Below are 18,398 nucleotides of genomic sequence, written 5' to 3'. Positions count from 1 at the left end.
GCGGTTATTTGCAATATATATCAAGATAAGCGGCCATTTCCTTTTGAATGGACTCTGCTTCCTGTTTTGCTTTTTGTGCAAAATCCCTATCGTTGCCTGCGTAAATGATGCTTCTCGATGCATTGACGAGCAAGCCGCAACTGCTGTTCATTCCAAATCTGGAAACTTCTTCCAGGTTTCCTCCCTGCGCGCCTACGCCAGGCACGAGCAGGAAGTGATCGGGAACAATGGTGCGTATTTTCTCAAATTCCGCAGCTTGGGTGGCGCCTACCACATACATGATCTTGTCTGGTCCGCCCCATTCCTGCGAGGTTTTCAATACCTGCTCAAACAATGCGGTGCCGCCAACTTCCAGTCGCTGAAAATCAGAACTGCCTGAATTGGAGGTTAATGCGAGAAGGATAACCCATTTATTTTCATATTCCAGGAACGGGATTACCGAGTCGCTGCCCATGTAAGGAGCTACTGTCACCGAGTCGAAGTTCAACCCGGAGGAATTTGGGTCAAAGAATGTCCGGGCGTACAAGCCGGAAGTATTCCCGATATCCCCGCGCTTTGCATCTGCGATTGTAAAGTGGGATTCCGGAATGTATTCTAGTGTTTTTTGCAGGCTTTCCCATCCTTTTGCTCCCATTGCTTCATAAAAAGCAATATTTGGTTTGTAGGAAACACAGTAGTCAGCAGTTGCGTCAATGATCTGTTTGTTAAATTCAAATACCGGATCAGCGCTTTGGTGAAGGTGTGAAGGGATCTTGCGGATGTCAGTATCCAGGCCCACGCAGAGGTAGGTTTTCTTGGATAGTATCTGCTCGGACAGTTCTTTATAGGTCATGTTTCGGGAAATATTGCGGCGAAATTACAACGTCTGACAATAGATTCATAAATTTGCCTGACAATAAGCTCGCATCCATAATTACTAAGAACAAGATTTTCATGCATATTCGAGAAACATCCATTTCCGGTTTAGTAGAGATTTTCCCACGCATTTTCGAAGATGAAAGAGGGATGTTTTTTGAGTCTTTCAACAAACAGGTTTTTGAAAATCTGGGATTGCCGACCCACTTTGTTCAGGATAATCAATCATTCTCGAAGAAAGGTGTTGTGAGAGGTTTGCATTTCCAGAATGAACCGTTTGCGCAGGGCAAGCTGGTGAGGGTGATATCAGGGATTGTTTTGGATGTGGCTGTTGATATCCGTCCGGATTCCCCAACTTTCGGCCAATATGAGATATTCGAGCTTCGTGGCGATAAAAACAACTTTGCCTACATTCCGGAGGGTTTTGCGCACGGGTTCGCTGCTGTGGAAGACGCGATATTCAGCTACAAATGCACGAACATATACAATAAGCAGGCAGAGTCAGGGATATTGTGGAATGATCCGGACCTGAACATCAACTGGGGTGTTAGCAACCCGAATGTATCTGAGAAAGATCTGGTACTGCCTACACTCAGATCGCTTTTTCCTGATAAAGTGATCAGCGCCTGATCATTTTTCAAATAGTTCTTCCAGCGCTTTTGAGGCAATTTTTTTAGCTGAGCTTGGGTTCTGTCCGGTAATCAGCCGCTCATCCATTTCAATGAATTCCATAAAAGGGATCATTGATTTGGTATAATGCGCGCCGCCTTCTTTGAGCTTGTCTTCCAGGTAAAAAGGTACTTCGCTGACAAAGCTCATCAGCGTTTCTTCCATATTTGAAATGCCTGTCAGGTATTTATCGCGGATCAACTCCGTTCCGTCCGAAAGTTTCACATTCAAAAGCGCACAAACGCCGTGGCTCACCGCCGCAATCATGCCATTATGTTCGTAGACGGATCGGATAATGGCCTGTAATGCAGCATTTTCGGTGAAATCCCACATTGCTCCGTGACCGCCGGTGAAGTAAACAAGACGGTAGTCGGAAGTATGGACCTGCTCGGGGCGAAGTGAATTTTGAAGTTTGTCCCGAAAGTCTTTATCGTGCCAGTAGCGCGCATTGCATTCATCTTTCAGGTCAAAGCTCCTTTCGTCAATGGGAATGTTGCCTCCCTCCGGACTGGCAAAATCCATCAGAATGCGCCTCTTTACCATTACATCATAAAAGTGCGTCAGCTCGCTCAGCCACAATCCGGTCTTTGTAGGCTTGGTTGGATAGCTTGCGTGATTTGTGCAGATGATCAGGACTTTCATGGCGGGCAGCGTGGATGGTAACTGCGCGAAATATACTAAATCCCTGTAAAGCATCGCAGGATTAACCAGTGATTTCAGGAAGATTGGCTAGGATAGTAGCTGGTTTTTATAAGCAAATGCAACTGCAGCTGCTGTGCTTTTTGTACCTGTTTTTTCAAGGACCCGCAGCCGGTGACCTTCCACTGTCCTGACGCTGATAAACAGCTTGTCGCCAATTTCCTGGGTTGACAATCCGTCACAAATCAGTTGCAGTACCTCTTTTTCCCTGGATGAAAGTGCCACATTGCAGGCGTTGGGAAACAGCGGATGTTTGTTTACCTGCCTGTTGACCATTTTACGGTGCATCGCTTTTGATACAAAGTCGTTGTAATAAAAGCCTTCCTCGTCAACCCGGCGGATTGCTTTTTCAACTTCATCCGGACTTGTGTCTTTAAGCAGGTAGCCTTGTACCCCTTTTTCAAGCATATGGATTACAAAACGGTCCTCATTGTACATGGACACCACGATCACCTTGATATTCGGAAATCTTTCGAATGCGGCTTCGGTAGCTTGAATTCCGTCCATGACCGGCATTTGCAGGTCCATAAATACAATGTCGGGTGTATTGGCTGGCAGCCGGTCGAGCAATTCCTGGCCGTTTGCAGCTTCAAGTATAAATTCAAAGTCGGGAATGCCGCTCAGCATGGATATAAATCCTTTTCTGAATAATTCGTGATCGTCGGCGATGCCCAGTTTAAGCGTTTTCATATGGGTTTATGCATTCACTTTTTCTCTGCGGAAGGGGTGTAGCGGCTCGGGCTTATTTTCTGAAATCGGCATAACAGGAATGCGCGCGCAGGCACTTGATCCTCCTGTTTCCGGTTTTTCGTAGTGGACAGTACCATTTACAATAGCCAGCCGGCTTTCGATACCTAATAATCCCAGTCCCGCCAGGTTGTTTTCTTTGATCTTTTCAGGATCAAATCCTACTCCATTGTCAGTAACACGCAGCCCGATCATTTTATCGTCAATATCAAGAGAAATTTCGATACTCGAACAGCTCGCATGCTTGATCGCATTGTTGACGAGCTCCTGCATAATGCGGTACAATGTCAGTTCGAGCTTTTGCCCCTGGCGCGGGAATTCGGCTGTGCTGGACTGGAAGGAAATGACCAGGTTATTATCTTCTTCCAATTTATCAATAAACTCCTCGATAGCTTCCAGCAAGCCGAAACGTTCCAGCGTAGTAGGTACCAGGTCGCGGGTAATCCGGCGCACGTGCAGGATTGTTTCTTCCACAAGCGACTGCGACTTTTTCATAATCTGCTCTTGCTTCTCGTCGTGAGAGTTGCTGACCAGCTTGCTCAATTGATTGAGGCTTAGCTTGGTTAAAGAGAGCATGGTTCCGATATCGTCATGAAGATCCTGGGCAATGCGCCTTCTTTCTGTCTCTTCTGAATTGAGCGCGGTATCGAGCAGGAGCCGGTTGTAATTTTTTTCTATTTCGCTGATTTTCTTTTCTTCCTCAAACCTTCGTTTCTGGTAGTACATGACGAATGAGATCACAAAAAATGCCATCATCAGCATTGCAATCAATGCTATCAGTAATGCTAGTTTCAGTTCTTCATTGTTCTGCATGCTGCGGCTTGGGAAACTGTGCTATTCCAATGCTAAAAAGAATGATACTTACGCTTTCAAACATATAAGGCACGTAAGTAAAGAAACCAATTTCCAGCCACTCTTCCCATTTGGAAGAGTAATGAAGTAATGGCGCAATAAAAAGAAAACTAGAATAGTAAATCAATAATCCTGAACATACCCAAAAAAAAGGATAGATCAGCAGGTTTGGGATTTTTAGTGCGCGTATGGTTTTATAGAAATAAAGTAAAACCCAGAATAACATCAAAAGGCTTTCAACTGTTGTCGAGTACAATACCATCCTGTGATTATGCATATCGCTCAGCCAGGGATTTGTACGTAATGTATCCCACACAGAGAAAGCGGTAAACAATGGAATTGATATCAATACCCATTGCTTAAATCTCCTGGTTTCCAGTTCTTTGTAGAACAGCAGACTGGAAAGGAAATACCTGATCGGAACATTGAAGTTGTACAGCATCACTGTATTCTTTTTATGTGAAGCCCAATCAAACATTAGAAAGTCAATCATGAACTTGACGATCAGGTAAATTCCGAGGATCAAAAACGTATTGTCCCGGTAAGCTTTTCGCTGCCAGATCAGCACGATCGGCAACAGTGTCAGAAACACAGGAATACTCGCCAGAGGTTGCCTCTTAAAATAGGAGATATAAATCTCTAGCATTGAGCAGCTGTTAAAGAATTAACATTGACGGGGACAGATCGGCCCGCCAACCATCACTTCTTTTTCTGCTGCCATATCTTTCAAACCGCCCGCATGCATGCTTTTGGTCAGGTCCCGACCGTCGGCGCCTACGGGAACGATTACCAGTCTGGCAGTCGATTTCTTGGCTCCATTGCCTCTTACAAGCAGCTGTTCGTCCAATGCATTATCGTCTTCGTCCCGCACCCCGTAATACACCCTGAACCCCACGCAATTGTCACCGTGCAATCCGATGAGCTCATTGAACGTGTGTATTCCAAAAAACTCCGCTTTCACAAAATTCTCGCCTCTTCCTACTATCTCGCGCTCCCTGCTCAAATGAGGTTTGGTCAGTTCAAGCGCGCGTTCAGCTGAAATAAGTTGTCCTTCTTTACCGGTAAATTTTTTGACATCCATAAGAATAATTACTAGTGAGGATTAAAGATTATTTAACATTCGTAAATGTAGACACCGGACTTATCAAGACCAAGCTGTGCATTTCCTATTGATTTAACGGTAGTGTAACTAAGTGTCTGTTAATCAAATGATTTTCGATTATCGTAAATGAAAACACGTAATATTACCTGGTGGATCGGGGAGGATTACCAAATCTGCATTGTAATGTTACCTGACCTGAAAATCAGGGTATTTCACGCTAAAAAAGCAGCTTCTACTAAGATACATTTGTAAAGCGTTAGGAAATGCTTGTCCGCAAGCCTTTCTCATCAGGATTAGAGGGTTAGGTTAATACATTCGAAAGCCGCGAGGGATTTCCTTCGCGGCTTTTTTAGTTATCTTGAAAACCTCAATCACTGATCAAGATGAAACCTACTATTGTCATAGAATATTGTCCCAAATGCGGCTGGCTGCTTCGCGCCGCGTGGATGGCGCAGGAGCTGCTTACCACATTTGCAGAGGATTTGCATGCAGTAACGCTAATCCCCTCGGAAGTGGCAGGCCGCTATACCGTGCACCTGGACGAAACCTTGGTGTGGGACCGTAAAAGGGAAGGTCATTTTCCGGAGCCCAAAGAGCTGAAACAGAAGATAAGAGATATCATCGCACCCGATCGCGGATTAGGTCATAACGACCGATAAAGGGGGTATTTCGGACATATTGTCGCTGTGAGGTAAAGCTGACTGCTATTTTGGCGGGTACAGATTTGTTACTCATTTTTTACATTGAGAAAAGCTAGTTGAAAAATATAGTTAAAGTGTTGTGGAATAACAGGTTATTGAGCTTTATCGGCTGTCTGATCTCTAAAATTTAACTGTAACTTAATCTTTGGCACGCAGTTTTTCGTTAATGCTTAAAAACTTGTGAACCTAAAACGCGATAGCTATGGAAAGCAAACCGAAAATACCACAGGAGATGTTGATGAATATCGATTTTATCAATACAATCAACGGTGGAATGAGCGAGCCTGCTATAAAGCTTGACAAGGGATCAGAAGGGTTTGAAGTAGTTGTGAAAATTCCTGGCATCGAGGTTGAAGATCTCCAATTGGAAGTAGTGAAGGGGAAGAGAAATACCAATAACCTAAAACTTTTTCACTTGTTACCCATATTTTCACAGGATAACCTTCCCGAAGAAGAGCAATGGAAGACTGTTCGTTTCATCAACACATTCGTCATTCCGGATGGGGTAGATATTGAACATATCTCAGCAAAATATGATGATACCCTGCGTCACCTTGTCCTCTTTTTACCCTATGGAAATGAGCAGGGCGATTATCATCGCAAAGTAGATATTGAACGGTGGTAAGAAACTGAAATTTGTATTAAATAAAGTCACCTGGCAGTTACACTGCCGGGTTTTTTTATGTCCCGAAGGCTGGAAATGCCTAAATTCAGCTTGTATAATGTTGTAGTATTTATCAGAAAGGCACTTTTTGGAAGATTTGTTATTTTAATTGCATTATGCCTACAATAAACATAAAGATATGATAAAGATGAGTTAAAATCTTATTAAATGGAAGCGGGTTATCTTTATCTTAGCACCGATCTTTTTAATTTACCCTCTACAAAACTCAGCGTTATGAAAAAATCAAACATCTTCGCGTACATTGAGCTTACCAAGCTCATGGAAGAGCTTAGAGCGCCCGCAGACGGAATGCTTAAGCAAAAGTTGAAATCCCAGTCCGCCTATTTCAATATCATTGAACCCAGATATTTCTCTGAGGACCTGATTGGCGAATGGGAGTCAATCCTGAGTGTTATCAGGCAAAAAGGAGCTAAAACTGATGGTGACGGAAAGATAATTTCCAATGCCGTGAGCAACACCATTGATCATTTGAGCGAAAAAGAATGTCAGGCATTGGTTGATAAGATCGCAGCCGTGTATGCTCAGGTGAAAAAGGAATTTCAATAAAAGAATGGCGGAGTAATCTATTAAGTACTTACTCCGCCATTTTCGTTAATTAACGGTGCCTCCGTTCCAGACATCTTTACCGGGCCGTACAAAAGCCAGGCTACCGTCGCGGTCTTCGGCCATCAATATCATTCCCTGACTTTCCATTCCCATCATCTTGCGCGGGGCAAGATTCGCCAGGTAGAGTACCTTTTTACCAATTACTTCTTCCGCTTTGAAGTGTTCTGCGATGCCGCTCAGGACTGTGCGCTTTTCAAGTCCGATATCCACCAGCAGTTTGAGCAGCTTCTTGCTTTTCGGCACATTTTCAGCTTCCAGGATCGTCGCGATGCGGATATCCATTTTGGCAAAATCATCAAATTGTATCTCCGTCTTCACAGGAGTTACGGTTTTGCTTTCCAGCTCATTCATACGTTTTGCATCGTGCAGCTTTTGTACCTGCTTTTCAATGATATGGTCTTCAATCTTTTCAAAAAGTAACTTAGCTTCCAGCACAGGTTGTCCCGCCGTCAGCAGATCGGCTTTCCCTGCATCCGCCCAGGTGCCTTTCAATCCCAGCTGCTCACTGATCTTGGCAGCAGTAAATGGCAGTACCGGCTCCGAAACGATTGCGAGCGAAGCCGAGATCTGCAATGCAATGTTAAGAATGGTATTGACGCGCTCGGGATCTGTTTTGATCACATGCCACGGCTGGGTATCTGCCAGGTATTTATTTCCGAGCCTGGCGAGGTCCATAATCAATGTAAGTGCCTCCCTGAACCTGTAATTTTCCATTGCCTCCGCAATGCGTGCAGGGAATGCTTCCAGCTCTTTCAGTGTATAAGTGTCAATCTCTTCCAGTGCGCCGCGGGCGGGGACTTTTCCTTCACAAAACTTGTGGGTAAGTACCACTGCACGGTTGATGAAATTTCCATAAATACCTACCAGCTCACTATTATTGCGCGTCTGGAAATCTTTCCAGGTAAACTCGCTGTCTTTGGTTTCGGGTGCATTGGCTGTGAGCACGTACCGCAAAACGTCCTGTTTTCCGGGAAGTTCTTCCAGGTACTCGTGCAGCCACACTGCCCAGTTGCGGGAAGTTGAGATTTTATCGCCTTCGAGGTTCATAAACTCGTTGGCGGGCACATTGTCTGCAAGAATGTAGTTTCCTTCTGCCATTAACATAGCAGGGAAAATAATGCAGTGGAAAACGATATTGTCTTTCCCGATGAAATGCACCAATTTGGTTTCCCCGTTTTCTGCATTGCCAGGCTGCCACCATTTCTGCCAGCCTTCTTCGGTGCCATTTTGTTGGATAAGCCAATCTTTGGTAGCAGAGATATAGCCGATAGGTGCTTCAAACCAAACATACAGCACTTTTCCGTCCGTGTCGGGCAGCGGTACCTGTATGCCCCAGTCCAGGTCGCGTGTCATGGCTCGGGGTTTAAGTCCGTCTTTCAGCCATGACTGGCATTGGCCGAATACATTGGTTTTCCATTCTTTATGCTCATTGATATAACCTTCGATCTGAGGCTGCATCTTATCCAGGGGCAGGTACCAGTTTTTGGTTGCTTTCAAAACCGGACTTGCGCCAGACAATGTCGAGCGCGGGTCTTTTAATTCCAGCGGGCTCAGGGTAGAGCCGCACCTTTCACATTGGTCACCGTAGGCATTGGGGTTAGCACAAACCGGGCAGGTACCAACAATGTACCGGTCCGCCAGGAACTGCTGAGCTGTCTCATCGAAGTATTGCTCCGTGACTTCTTCTACGAATACCTCTTTATCGTACAGGTCTTTGAATATCTGCTGCGATGTTTCGTGGTGGACTTTCTTGCTGGTGCGTGAATAAATATCAAATGAGACCCCTAGCTCTTTGAAAGCGGAGTCTATCTGATTATAATATTTGTCAACAACCTGCTGAGGTGTAAGTCCCTCTTTTTTGGCCCGGATCGTGATAGGGACCCCATGTTCATCGGTGCCACTGATAAATGCTACATCCTTTCCATTGGAGCGGAGATAGCGAACGTATATATCTGCCGGTATGTAACAACCCGCCAAATGCCCGATGTGTATCGGTCCATTTGCATAGATAAGCGCTGCGGTTACGGTATATCTGGCTGGATTTGAAATTTGCATTAGGTAAATATTGAAGTATACTGATAAGTGGGTAACCAAAGGCCGGTGCCCCTTTTTGATCTGCTAAATTAGCCAAAAAAGCTTGCAGTAGAGAGTAGTGGGATGCTCCCCCGGAAGGAATTTTTTTGTCCTTAACATTTCAATCCCGAACTTCGGTCGACATTAAATGACCAATCATGAAAGTTCTTATAACCGGTGCGACGGGTTTGGTTGGCAGTGCTGTTGCCCGTAAGTTTCTTCAAGACAAGCATCAGGTAACTGCATTGGTCAGGCCGGGTACCGACAAAAGCCTGCTTGCTGACCAAATTGAGCAGATCACCTGGGCAGAAGGCGATATCCTTGATCTGAGCTCACTCGAAAAAGCCATTGCAGATGCTGATTTTGTTGTTCATACCGCCGCAGTAGTATCCTTTGTCCCTGCCGACCGCAAGATGATGTATAAGGTTAATGTGGAAGGTACCGCCAACGTAGTCAACGTATGTTTGAAATACCCTGTAAAAAAACTCTGTTACGTCAGCAGCATAGCGGCAATAGGCAGGCCGGACCCAAGGAAAGCAGGGGCGGGAGAGGAAGTGGTACTCGACGAGAATCACCGCTGGGAAAATTCGCCTGAGAATTCTGAATACGCCAAATCCAAATACCTGGGTGAGCTCGAAGTGTGGCGGGGGATTGCCGAAGGTCTGAATGCAGTGATCGTTAATCCGACGCTGATCCTGGGCGGCGGAGACTGGAACAAGAGCAGTACGCAGATATTCAGGTACATATATCAGCAAAAACCATTTTATACAGATGGACTCGCTAATTACGTCGACGTGGAAGATGTAGCAGAGGTAATTGTCAGACTGATACATTCCGACATAGCAGGTGAAAGGTTTTTGCTCAATGCGGGAAGCATTTCTTACAAAAATCTGTTCTTTATGATTGCCGACGCAATGCACAAAAAACGACCTTCATTCCGGGTGGGTACCGGGCTGGCAGGGGTGATCTGGAGGGTTGAGGCAGTGCGTACCTGGCTGCTTGGAACGAAGCCGCTAATTACCAAGGAAACAGCGCGTTCGGCAGCAAGAAAGGTGACTTACAGGAACGATAAGATTAAAAATGCACTCCATTTTGACTTCCAACCGATCGAAAAAACGGTGCAGCGGGTGAGCGAAACTTTGCTCGGGAAGATTTGAAATGCGGGGAATTATTTTATATCTTTCTTTCATTATCATAGTGGTGCGTAAGCCCAAAATTCTAATCTAGCGGTCCGTATGATGGAGAAAAATTTCGGGGAAAGAAAGGATTACATGAAGGAGACATTGCTCAGGTTTGAAAGAATGCTGAAAACCAGCGAGCCGGTTTTTTTTGATTTGGATACGTACGAGAAGGTTACCGTACATTATATAGAAAAAGGAGATTGGGATAAAGCGTTTAAAGCTTGTGAGTTGGGATTGTCGGATTACCCTTATTCCCTCGATTTGCTATTGAATATGGTTCAGCTCCATGCCAACAGAGGCGAGCATGAACTGGCTCAGGAAATTCTGGAGAGAGCTTCCCTTTTTCATCCGGGCGATATTGAAATATCATTTATGCAGGTGGCCATTTCCAATATGATGGGCGAGTATGAAGAAGCCCTCGAACTCCTGGAGAACCTGCTGCACAGAGTAGAAGACAAAGACGAAATATACTTTCAGATCGGGCAGACTTACCAGAACTGGGGTAAATACGAGGATGCGATTAAGTTTTACAAAAGGTCGCTCAGAAATAACCTGAATAACGAGAGCGCATTGTATGAGCTGGCACATTGCCTCGATCTGGTAGGGCAGCTTGAAAGTCACCTTGACTACTATAACGAGCTGGTTGATCGGGATCCGTTTTCACATCATGCCTGGTACAATCTCGGGATCGCATTCAGTAAGCTGGAACGCTATGAAGATGCAGTGAATGCATACGAATACGCGACGCTTGTCAAGGACGATTTTGCTTCCGCTTTTTTCCAGTTGGGTAACTCTTACATGAACCTGGAAAGGTATGAAGACGCCAAAGCGCAATATCTACGCGCCATTGAACTGGAAGGCGAGCAGCCGGAAACCTGCTGCTGTCTGGGTACCTGCTACGAAAAGCTTGGCGAGTACGAAACAGCGATCAGATACTACCGGCAGACCGTTAAGCTGGACAGCCAGTGGGATGACGGCTGGTATGGATTGGGTATTTGTTTCAGTGAGTTAGGCAGATGGTACGAAGCAGTGGGTTTTCTGCGCAAGGCGATCCAGATTACAGAGCTGAATCCTGATTACTGGCTTGCACTTGCTGAGACGGAGTTCAAGGTAGGTAACGTGATTTCTGCATTTGAAGCGTTTGAAAAAGCGGCGGAAATAGAGCCTTCCAATCCTGATATCTGGCTCAAATGGTCGCATGTGCTTTTTGAGCAAGGTAACTATGCACGTGCTTGCGACCTGCTGCAGGCAGCAATCGACGAAATGCCCGAAGAAGCAGATTTGTATTACAGAATGGCAGTATACCAGATACACGCCGGACAATACCGCGAAGCTTTGGTGAATTTGGAAACCGCATTAACCCTGGATTATGAGGGTCACGTACAACTTTTCGAATTCTTTCCTGATCTTGAAAAACAAAAAGCGCTATTCCGGATTATCGAGCAGTACCGGGAGAAATAAGACCTTTTACAAAATTCCAGCATAAAGCATGGTCAGCTGTGCCGCAATCTGTTTTGCATCAAACTGCGCGACATGCAGCTTTCCGGCTTGAATGAGGTCAGACCTTAAAGATTGGTCAGTCAGTAAACGATTCAGTTGCTGGCTGACCTCTTCTGTTTTCAGGGGATCAGCATACAAACCACCTTTGCCACCTGCTTCTTCCAGACAGGAGCCTTTCGCCGATAAAACCGGAATGCCACTATGCAATGCTTCCAGAATCGGGATACCAAAACCTTCGTACACCGAAATGTAGGCGAATACAGTAGCTTGCTGGTAAAAGGCAGGTAAATGGTCCGAAGGAATGTTATGCAATACTTTCACACGATTTTGAAGCTTGCCGCGGGCGATACTTTCATTGATTTTGGCCAGATACGGAGTTGCTTTTCCGATTAGTACCAACTCAAAATTCTTTGCATTCGATTGTGCAAATGCCTCTACCAGTCGGTGCTGGTTCTTTCGCTCCTCCAGAGTTCCTACGCACAGCACATAGGGTTTGTTCAGCTGATATTTTTGCAGGATCTCCGCATTTAATCTGTCATCGGAAGGTTGTCTGAAAATGGAACTGCTATCCTGGTAAATGACCTTGATCTTGCCTGGATCTACCTGGTACAGGTCGACCAGATCGCGCTTTGTTTGCTCACTTACAGCAACAACCTCATCAGCCCTCGCACAGGCAGAGCGGAATTTATGCCGGTATATCAGCCTGTCAACAGGTTTAAAAAGATGTGGTAACCGCTCAAAAATCAGGTCATGGATTGTTACGACCGACCGGATGTTCCGCGCTGACAAACCCTGAGGAATTTCATTGCTTAACCCATGAAAAAGTTCCACCCTTTCCTCACTCAATTGCTTTGAAATGCGTGAATATCGCCAGTAGGAGGATAGTTTCTGATCAATCCACTTATCAGGAAAACGGATTGATCCTGAGGGGAATGTGGGGAAAAGATCCTGCGTGTTCCTTGGAGTATAAGCCAGGTATTCATTTGTTTTTTCGTAGCGCAAAAGGGCTTCCAGGATGAACCTGCTGTAATTGCCAAGGCCTGTTTTGTTTGCGAAAGCGCGCTTGGCGTCAAATCCGATACGCATAAGTGGGGATGCAAGGGTTTCCGGGCAAAAGTCTGTAATTTTGTTTATACCGCCGAAAATTATTGGCGGCTATTTTGTGTTAATCAGGAATGAAGAGAAATAACGTTCGTAAGCGGGGCAACCCGGAATCATCCTCCCTTTCACTTACCGAAGAATACCAGATACATACGCTTGCCAACGGAATCAGGATAGCGCATAAGCAGGTTCCGCATACGCAAATCGCGCACTGCGGGATCATGCTGGATATAGGTAGCCGCGACGAATTGCCTTTTCAGCAAGGTTTAGCGCATTTTTGGGAACATATGGCTTTCAAAGGAACCGAAAAGCGTAGTTCTTATCATATCATCAACCGGCTCGAAAATGTGGGCGGTGAGCTCAATGCTTATACAACCAAAGAGAAGATCTGTTTTCATGCTTCTGTTCTCGATGATCATTTCGAGAAGGCAATGGATCTGCTTACCGATATAACCTTCCATTCCGTATTTCCCGACAAGCAGATTGAGCGTGAACGAAATGTGATCCTGGAAGAAATGTCCATGTATGTTGACTCGCCAGAAGACGCGATTCAGGACGATTTCGATCAGCTCGTTTTCCCCGAGCATGCTTTGGGAAATAATATATTGGGTACTGCGGAGACGGTCAATTCTTTTGGGCGGGAGCATCTCCACAAATTTATCAATGATAATATAGACACCGAGCGCATTGTGGTGTCGTCGGTGAGCAGACTGCCTTTTTCAAAAATTGTAAAGGTCGCTGAGAAATACCTGGGTGACGTGCCGCATCGGAAAACAACCCGCGTACGTACCCCGCCGGCCGCTTATGTGCCGGTTCAGCAGCAGAAAGAACGTGCTATTTCGCAGGCGCAATGTGCAATGGGGCAACCCGCTTATGCGTTGCTGGACGATAAAAGATTGCCATTCTTTATGCTGGTAAACCTGTTGGGCGGCCCGGGAATGAACTCCCGGTTCAATCTTTCACTGCGTGAAAAGTATGGTTTTGTGTATTCAATCGAAGGGAATTACACACCCTACCTCGATACCGGATTCATGGGGATTTTCTTTGGCACCGAGAAGAAGCAGCTTAACAAAAGCATTTCATTGATTCACAAGGAACTGAAACGCATTCGCGAGGTGCCGCTTTCTGTATTACAGCTGCATCAGACTAAAGTTCAGTTAATGGGTCAGCTGGCGATGTCGGAAGAGAGTAATATGAGCTTTATGCTGATGATGGCGAAAAGTTTGCTGGATACCGGGCGGGTGGATTCACTGCCGGAGATATTCGCAGAAATCGGGCAAATCACTTCTCAGCAATTGCAGGATATAGCGCAGGAAATGTTTAATGAGCAGAATTTCAGCTACCTGACTTTTTTGCCTGAATAACTGTTTAGATGAATGAGAAAAGAGCCGCTGCACAATGGAGCGGCTCTTTTGGTTTATATCAAAACCGGCTCTTTTGCTTCGACCCTGTAATATAAAGTAGAAGCATTGGCAGGATTCAGGATGTTCTTGGCGGCTGTATGAATGTCGGCCGGCGTGAGGTTCCGTATAATTTCCGCATCTGCATTCGCCCAATCCACATTGCCTGCATTAGCGGCAAAGGCCAGGTTCATTGCCCGGTTTAGCAGTTCCACCTCAGAAAACGCGATAGAGGCTTCGGACTGGTTTTTCACTTTCGTCACCTCTTCTTCCGTTGCCCCATTCTCAATAATTTCATGTAAAACCTCGTTGACCGCATTGTCAGCATCTTCCAGTGTTACACCGGGATTAAGGTTCCCTTTGATCATCAAAAGACCTGGATCCAGGGAGGAGGTTACACTCGCATTGATACTATTGAAAAGCGATCTTTCCTTCAAAAGCTTTTGGTACAATCTCGAAGACTTACCACGACCCAAAACGTCACTCAGCAGGTCGGCAGCGTAAAATCCGTCTTCATATCTGCCCGGCATGTGAAACACCTTGATCAGCGAATTGAGAGGGACAGCAGCTGACGTTTCCAGAAAACGTGCCTCTGTCTGTACAGGTTCTTTTGGGATATTCCGCACGTAGGGCGTGCCGGCGGGAATATTGCCGAACCACTTTTCAGCCAGTTGCTGCACCTTCTCGAAGGTAACAGCGCCGGCTACAACCATGATCGCATTGTTGGGTCTGTAAAAGCGAAAGAAGAAGTCTTTCACATCGTCCATTGTTGCCCGCTCAATGTGCTCGATATCTTTTCCGATCGTAGCCCAGCGGTAAGGATGTGCCTGGTAGGCAAGCGGCCTCAATTTAAGCCACATATCCCCGTAAGGCTGGTTCAGGTACCTTTGTTTGAATTCCTCAATCACTACTTTGCGCTGTACTTCAAGCACATTGGGGTCGAAAGAAAGGCTCAGCATTCTGTCGGATTCCAGCCAGAATGCCGTTTCCACATTCTCGGCGGGGAGTGTAATGTAATAATTGGTAATGTCGGGCGAAGTAAATGCATTGTTCTCGCCGCCCACATTCTGCACCGGGATATCGTAGTTGGGAATGTGCTGGGAGCCGCCAAACATCAAATGCTCAAATAAATGTGCAAATCCTGTCCGCTCTTCGTCCTCATCACGTGAACCTACATTGTATAGGATGTTAACAGCCGCCATCGGCGTCGAGAAATCCTCATGTACAAATACTTTCAGGCCGTTGTCCAGCGTAAACTGCTTATAGCGAATCATAATAGTCGATCTGACGAAATTTTTTTGCAGGTACAGGCGGCTAATTTAGACTGCCACAGAAACCCATCACCTGTAATTAGGGTTATAAACAAAGCTAACGTTCAGCTGGGATACCACCAAACCATTTGAGTTAATAGTCTTACCATGCAAAACATATTACGCATACTGTTTTTGTTCCTTTGTAGTTCCATTTCTTTCGATACGCAAGCGCAATTACTCAACGATCCCGCAACTTTGAAAAATGTTCAGAACAGTCTGGACAAAATCTATAATTATGAGTTTGACGAAGCTGAAACTTTCATCAGCCTGGTAGAAAAAAAGTACCCCGATCATCCCGTCTCCCACATTCTCGATTCCTTTATCCTGTTCTGGAAATACCTTCCGATTAAAGATAATCCCGCAAAATCAAAAGAATACGTCCGCAAGCTGGACCTGTGCCTGCAAGCAATTAACAAGAAGTACGGCAAAAACAGCCTTGATCCGGAAGCTGTCTTTTACACGATGGTCGCCAGGGGTTACCTCGCTATGATGTACAACTACCGTGGTGAAATGATGAATGCAGCAGGGGAGGGGAAAAAGGCTTATAACGCATTTGTAGAAGGGCTCAAACTGATCAGCAAAAACCCCGAGTTCTACTTTACGTCAGGGATGTACAATTACTATGTGGAGGTATATCCGGAGGAGCACCCGATCGTAAAACCCGTTCTGCTTTTCTTTAAAAGCGGGGATAAGGCGCTGGGATTAAAGCAAATGGATCTGGGTACTAAAATGGGTACGATCACCAAAGCTGAGTCTTGCTTTTACATTTCCCACGTGTACCTGAAATATGAATCAAAGCCGGAAAAAGCGGTGAGTTACATGGAAAAGCTGGTGAGCCTTTATCCCAAAAACCCTTTGTTTTTAATGAAGAATATCGAGGCACAGCTGCTTTCCGGGCGATACGATGTTGCCCGGAAAGAGCTTGCTGACTTTAAAAAATATAACACAGGATTTTACCCGCTCGCCTTCCATTCATTCCAGGGATTACTCGATGAAAAAGCCGAGCGGAATGATGCGGCGGCTCAAAGGGAATACTTACTCGCGCTGAAAGCGCCGCACGATGCCCAATACACCAAAGAGTACCACGCATTTGCTTATGCGGGGTTGGCCAGGATCGCAGCGCGCGCAGGCAACAAGTCGAAAGCAAAGGATTATTATAAGAAGTGCCTCGAAAAAGCCGAGTACCGCTCCGTGATCAAGGAGGCGAAAGCTTTCAAATGATTTATTTCGGGAAAAGACTTTTATCCAGACCCGGAATAATTTTCAATGCGTTTTTATAGTAAAGCTTTTTCAAAACTTCATCAGAAAGCCCCATTCCGTACATTCGCCAGAATGCGTGATACTTTTTGTGATAGGGGAAATATTCGTCTTCGGTTTCAAGTACCCTGAAATAAGTCGCATATTCCGACGGCACCCAGCTGTCTTTTCCAAATAACACCCGGTCCTGGTACTTTTCAAAAAACTTTTTCGCAGTGCGTGGCTGTCTGCCCAGTTCCGCAATAACAGCGCCTATTTCAACATACATATTGGGAAACACGACCATCAGGCTGTCCAGCTTTTTCAGGTTGTTGGGATACCAGCCCATGTGCGCATTGATAAAGGTTGTTTTCGGGTTTTTTCTGAAAATATGGTGTTGTTCTGCAATTAATGAGTCAAATGGAACAGGATCATTCGGGCCGCGTCTTCTTCCGGGGTGTGTTTTAAGTTCGAGCCAGCGTTCATTGTAGCGATCCATTGGGTCCCAGAAAGAAGGGACATCGGCTGTGTGGATCAGAACAGGGATACCCAGCTCACCGCATTTCTGCCAAACAGGCTGCAATCTTGGATCACTTACTGCTACCCTATTTCCCTTGTCATCTTTAATGCCGCTAAAACCCAGGCTTTTGTAAATCTTCAATCCCTTGGCGCCCATTTTTACATCTTCTTCGAGCTGCTTTACTGCTTTCGCACTCCAGTCTGCTTCACCGAAACCTTTGAACTGCAGGTTTGTGAAAACAGCAATGCGTTTAGGTTCGTTTTTAGTGATATTTTCAAGAGCGCCTTTGAGTGTGGCTGTTCCTTCGCTCCATTCCTGTGACCATCCGCGCCCACTCAGATTGACCATAATACCCATGTTCAGACTGTCCATTTGCTTTACCAGCGCTTTCAGGTCCTGCGTCGGCATTTGATACTGGTGATTATGAACATCGATAAAAGGGAATTTCGCCCTTTTCAAGGGATGCTCTTCCACTTTCAAAGTTGAAATGGGATCGTACTCTTCGAAGCCAAGCGGCTGGGTTACTTGTGAAGGTTCCTGTGCTTTACAGCTGAAAATGAAAGCAATGAGGGAAAGCAGAGTAAGGGAAAGGTTTTTCATCAGGAAGTTACAGGGATGGAGTCAGATTTAGGTTTGAGAATGTATTTTTCGAATAGATCAATGCCACGCAATGCGCGGCGATACCTTCTTCCCGTCCCACAAAGCCGATATGCTCGGAAGTAGTTGCTTTGATGGAGATATCTTCCTCCGGAATTGCAATTACCTCTTGCAGGCAAGCTTTCATGACAGGAATATGCGGGTTCAATTTTGGATTTTGCAAGACAACGGTCACGTCTATATTCCCCACTTCAAAACCTTTCTCTCTGATCATTTCCAGGACTTTTGAGAGCAGTATCTTGCTGTCAACCCCTTTCCATTGCGGATCCTTATCTGAGAAGTGGTAACCGATATTGCGCATATTAGCTGCTCCCAGCAGGGCGTCGCATATGACGTGACAAATGATATCTGCATCAGAATGCCCTTTTGCGCCATGAGAATGCGGGATCTGAATACCACCCAGCCAAAACGGCCGGCCTTCTTCCAGTTGGTGAACATCGTAGCCTTGACCTACGCGAAATGGAAACATATATTTTAATGAAAATGGGAAATAGTATTTGG

Annotated in this window: 20 protein-coding genes; 9 read left to right on the top strand and 11 right to left on the bottom strand. The window is 45.6% G+C overall.

Annotation, left to right across the window (positions count from 1 at the left end):
• Nucleotides 1–4: 4 nt before the first annotated feature.
• The gene (gene pyrF, locus ASG33_RS14255) at nucleotides 5–832 is read right to left on the bottom strand and encodes an orotidine-5'-phosphate decarboxylase (protein WP_056286191.1); all 828 of its coding nucleotides are present in this window, start codon (nucleotides 830–832) and stop codon (nucleotides 5–7) included.
• A gap of 101 nt (nucleotides 833–933) precedes the next feature.
• Here pyrF and rfbC point away from each other — a divergent pair, with 101 nt between their 5' ends.
• Entirely contained in the window at nucleotides 934–1,485 is a 552-nt protein-coding gene (rfbC, locus tag ASG33_RS14250; protein WP_056286189.1) for a dTDP-4-dehydrorhamnose 3,5-epimerase, read from the top strand.
• Here rfbC and ASG33_RS14245 read toward each other — a convergent pair whose 3' ends face one another.
• From ASG33_RS14245 to ASG33_RS14225, 5 genes are all read right to left on the bottom strand, one after another.
• Nucleotides 1,486–2,166, bottom strand: coding sequence for a type 1 glutamine amidotransferase domain-containing protein (locus ASG33_RS14245; RefSeq protein WP_056286184.1), 681 nt, complete (start codon nucleotides 2,164–2,166; stop codon nucleotides 1,486–1,488). It lies immediately after the preceding gene.
• Nucleotides 2,167–2,253: 87 nt separating this feature from the next.
• Nucleotides 2,254–2,913, bottom strand: a complete 660-nt coding sequence (locus tag ASG33_RS14240) for a response regulator transcription factor (RefSeq protein ID WP_056286180.1) — start codon at nucleotides 2,911–2,913, stop codon at nucleotides 2,254–2,256.
• 6 nt (nucleotides 2,914–2,919) lie between these two features.
• Nucleotides 2,920–3,783 carry a sensor histidine kinase gene (locus ASG33_RS14235; protein ID WP_082489214.1) on the bottom strand — a complete coding sequence of 288 codons (864 nt, stop codon included), beginning with the start codon at nucleotides 3,781–3,783 and terminating at the stop codon, nucleotides 2,920–2,922.
• A complete protein-coding gene (locus ASG33_RS14230; RefSeq protein WP_157474748.1) occupies nucleotides 3,770–4,468 on the bottom strand; it encodes a hypothetical protein in 699 nt (232 codons plus the stop codon). Before ASG33_RS14230 ends, ASG33_RS14235 begins: the two co-directional genes overlap by 14 nt.
• A gap of 18 nt (nucleotides 4,469–4,486) precedes the next feature.
• Nucleotides 4,487–4,903: a hypothetical protein gene (locus tag ASG33_RS14225; protein WP_056286169.1), complete on the bottom strand. Its 417-nt coding sequence runs from the start codon at nucleotides 4,901–4,903 to the stop codon at nucleotides 4,487–4,489.
• Nucleotides 4,904–5,050: 147 nt separating this feature from the next.
• Between ASG33_RS14225 and ASG33_RS26160 the strand changes: the two genes are divergently transcribed.
• The 4 genes from ASG33_RS26160 to ASG33_RS14210 all read left to right on the top strand — a co-directional run bounded on the left by ASG33_RS26160 (nucleotide 5,051) and on the right by ASG33_RS14210 (nucleotide 6,856).
• Nucleotides 5,051–5,176 (top strand): hypothetical protein, encoded by a 126-nt coding sequence (locus ASG33_RS26160; RefSeq protein ID WP_255356505.1) that lies wholly within the window; start codon nucleotides 5,051–5,053, stop codon nucleotides 5,174–5,176.
• A gap of 122 nt (nucleotides 5,177–5,298) precedes the next feature.
• Complete coding sequence (locus tag ASG33_RS14220) at nucleotides 5,299–5,583, top strand: SelT/SelW/SelH family protein (RefSeq protein ID WP_409012525.1); 285 nt, start codon at nucleotides 5,299–5,301, stop codon at nucleotides 5,581–5,583.
• A 244-nt stretch (nucleotides 5,584–5,827) separates the two neighbouring features.
• Nucleotides 5,828–6,250 carry an Hsp20/alpha crystallin family protein gene (locus ASG33_RS14215; RefSeq protein ID WP_056286162.1) on the top strand — a complete coding sequence of 141 codons (423 nt, stop codon included), beginning with the start codon at nucleotides 5,828–5,830 and terminating at the stop codon, nucleotides 6,248–6,250.
• A gap of 273 nt (nucleotides 6,251–6,523) precedes the next feature.
• Nucleotides 6,524–6,856: a hypothetical protein gene (locus ASG33_RS14210; RefSeq protein WP_229238644.1), complete on the top strand. Its 333-nt coding sequence runs from the start codon at nucleotides 6,524–6,526 to the stop codon at nucleotides 6,854–6,856.
• Nucleotides 6,857–6,901: 45 nt separating this feature from the next.
• On the opposite strand, the gene metG is transcribed toward ASG33_RS14210, so the two are convergent.
• Nucleotides 6,902–8,971, bottom strand: a complete 2,070-nt coding sequence (gene metG / locus ASG33_RS14205; RefSeq protein WP_056286154.1) for a methionine--tRNA ligase — start codon at nucleotides 8,969–8,971, stop codon at nucleotides 6,902–6,904.
• 176 nt (nucleotides 8,972–9,147) lie between these two features.
• On the opposite strand from metG, the gene ASG33_RS14200 reads away from it, so the two are divergent.
• A complete protein-coding gene (locus tag ASG33_RS14200; protein WP_056286151.1) occupies nucleotides 9,148–10,146 on the top strand; it encodes an NAD-dependent epimerase/dehydratase family protein in 999 nt (332 codons plus the stop codon).
• A 78-nt stretch (nucleotides 10,147–10,224) separates the two neighbouring features.
• Nucleotides 10,225–11,631: a lipopolysaccharide assembly protein LapB gene (locus ASG33_RS14195; protein ID WP_056286148.1), complete on the top strand. Its 1,407-nt coding sequence runs from the start codon at nucleotides 10,225–10,227 to the stop codon at nucleotides 11,629–11,631.
• Between the two features lie 6 nt (nucleotides 11,632–11,637).
• Here ASG33_RS14195 and ASG33_RS14190 read toward each other — a convergent pair whose 3' ends face one another.
• Nucleotides 11,638–12,756 carry a glycosyltransferase family 1 protein gene (locus ASG33_RS14190; RefSeq protein WP_056286145.1) on the bottom strand — a complete coding sequence of 373 codons (1,119 nt, stop codon included), beginning with the start codon at nucleotides 12,754–12,756 and terminating at the stop codon, nucleotides 11,638–11,640.
• A gap of 89 nt (nucleotides 12,757–12,845) precedes the next feature.
• Between ASG33_RS14190 and ASG33_RS14185 the strand changes: the two genes are divergently transcribed.
• The gene (locus tag ASG33_RS14185; protein WP_056286142.1) at nucleotides 12,846–14,135 is read left to right on the top strand and encodes a pitrilysin family protein; all 1,290 of its coding nucleotides are present in this window, start codon (nucleotides 12,846–12,848) and stop codon (nucleotides 14,133–14,135) included.
• A gap of 53 nt (nucleotides 14,136–14,188) precedes the next feature.
• Here the strand turns inward: ASG33_RS14185 and ASG33_RS14180 are convergent, their stop codons facing one another.
• On the bottom strand, nucleotides 14,189–15,445 hold the full coding sequence (locus ASG33_RS14180; RefSeq protein ID WP_056286141.1) for a pitrilysin family protein: 1,257 nt from the start codon (nucleotides 15,443–15,445) through the stop codon (nucleotides 14,189–14,191).
• A gap of 144 nt (nucleotides 15,446–15,589) precedes the next feature.
• On the opposite strand from ASG33_RS14180, the gene ASG33_RS14175 reads away from it, so the two are divergent.
• A complete protein-coding gene (locus ASG33_RS14175; RefSeq protein ID WP_056286136.1) occupies nucleotides 15,590–16,705 on the top strand; it encodes a lipopolysaccharide assembly protein LapB in 1,116 nt (371 codons plus the stop codon).
• A gap of 1 nt (nucleotide 16,706) precedes the next feature.
• On the opposite strand, the gene ASG33_RS14170 is transcribed toward ASG33_RS14175, so the two are convergent.
• The gene (locus ASG33_RS14170; RefSeq protein WP_056286132.1) at nucleotides 16,707–17,840 is read right to left on the bottom strand and encodes an amidohydrolase family protein; all 1,134 of its coding nucleotides are present in this window, start codon (nucleotides 17,838–17,840) and stop codon (nucleotides 16,707–16,709) included.
• 7 nt (nucleotides 17,841–17,847) lie between these two features.
• The gene (ispF, locus tag ASG33_RS14165; protein ID WP_056286130.1) at nucleotides 17,848–18,366 is read right to left on the bottom strand and encodes a 2-C-methyl-D-erythritol 2,4-cyclodiphosphate synthase; all 519 of its coding nucleotides are present in this window, start codon (nucleotides 18,364–18,366) and stop codon (nucleotides 17,848–17,850) included.
• Between the last annotated feature and the right edge of the window lie 32 nt (nucleotides 18,367–18,398).

It is taken from the genome of Dyadobacter sp. Leaf189 (assembly GCF_001424405.1).
Taxonomy (GTDB): domain Bacteria; phylum Bacteroidota; class Bacteroidia; order Cytophagales; family Spirosomataceae; genus Dyadobacter.
Note: the sequence above shows the minus strand (reverse complement) of the source record. Positions and strands in the feature narration are given on the sequence as shown.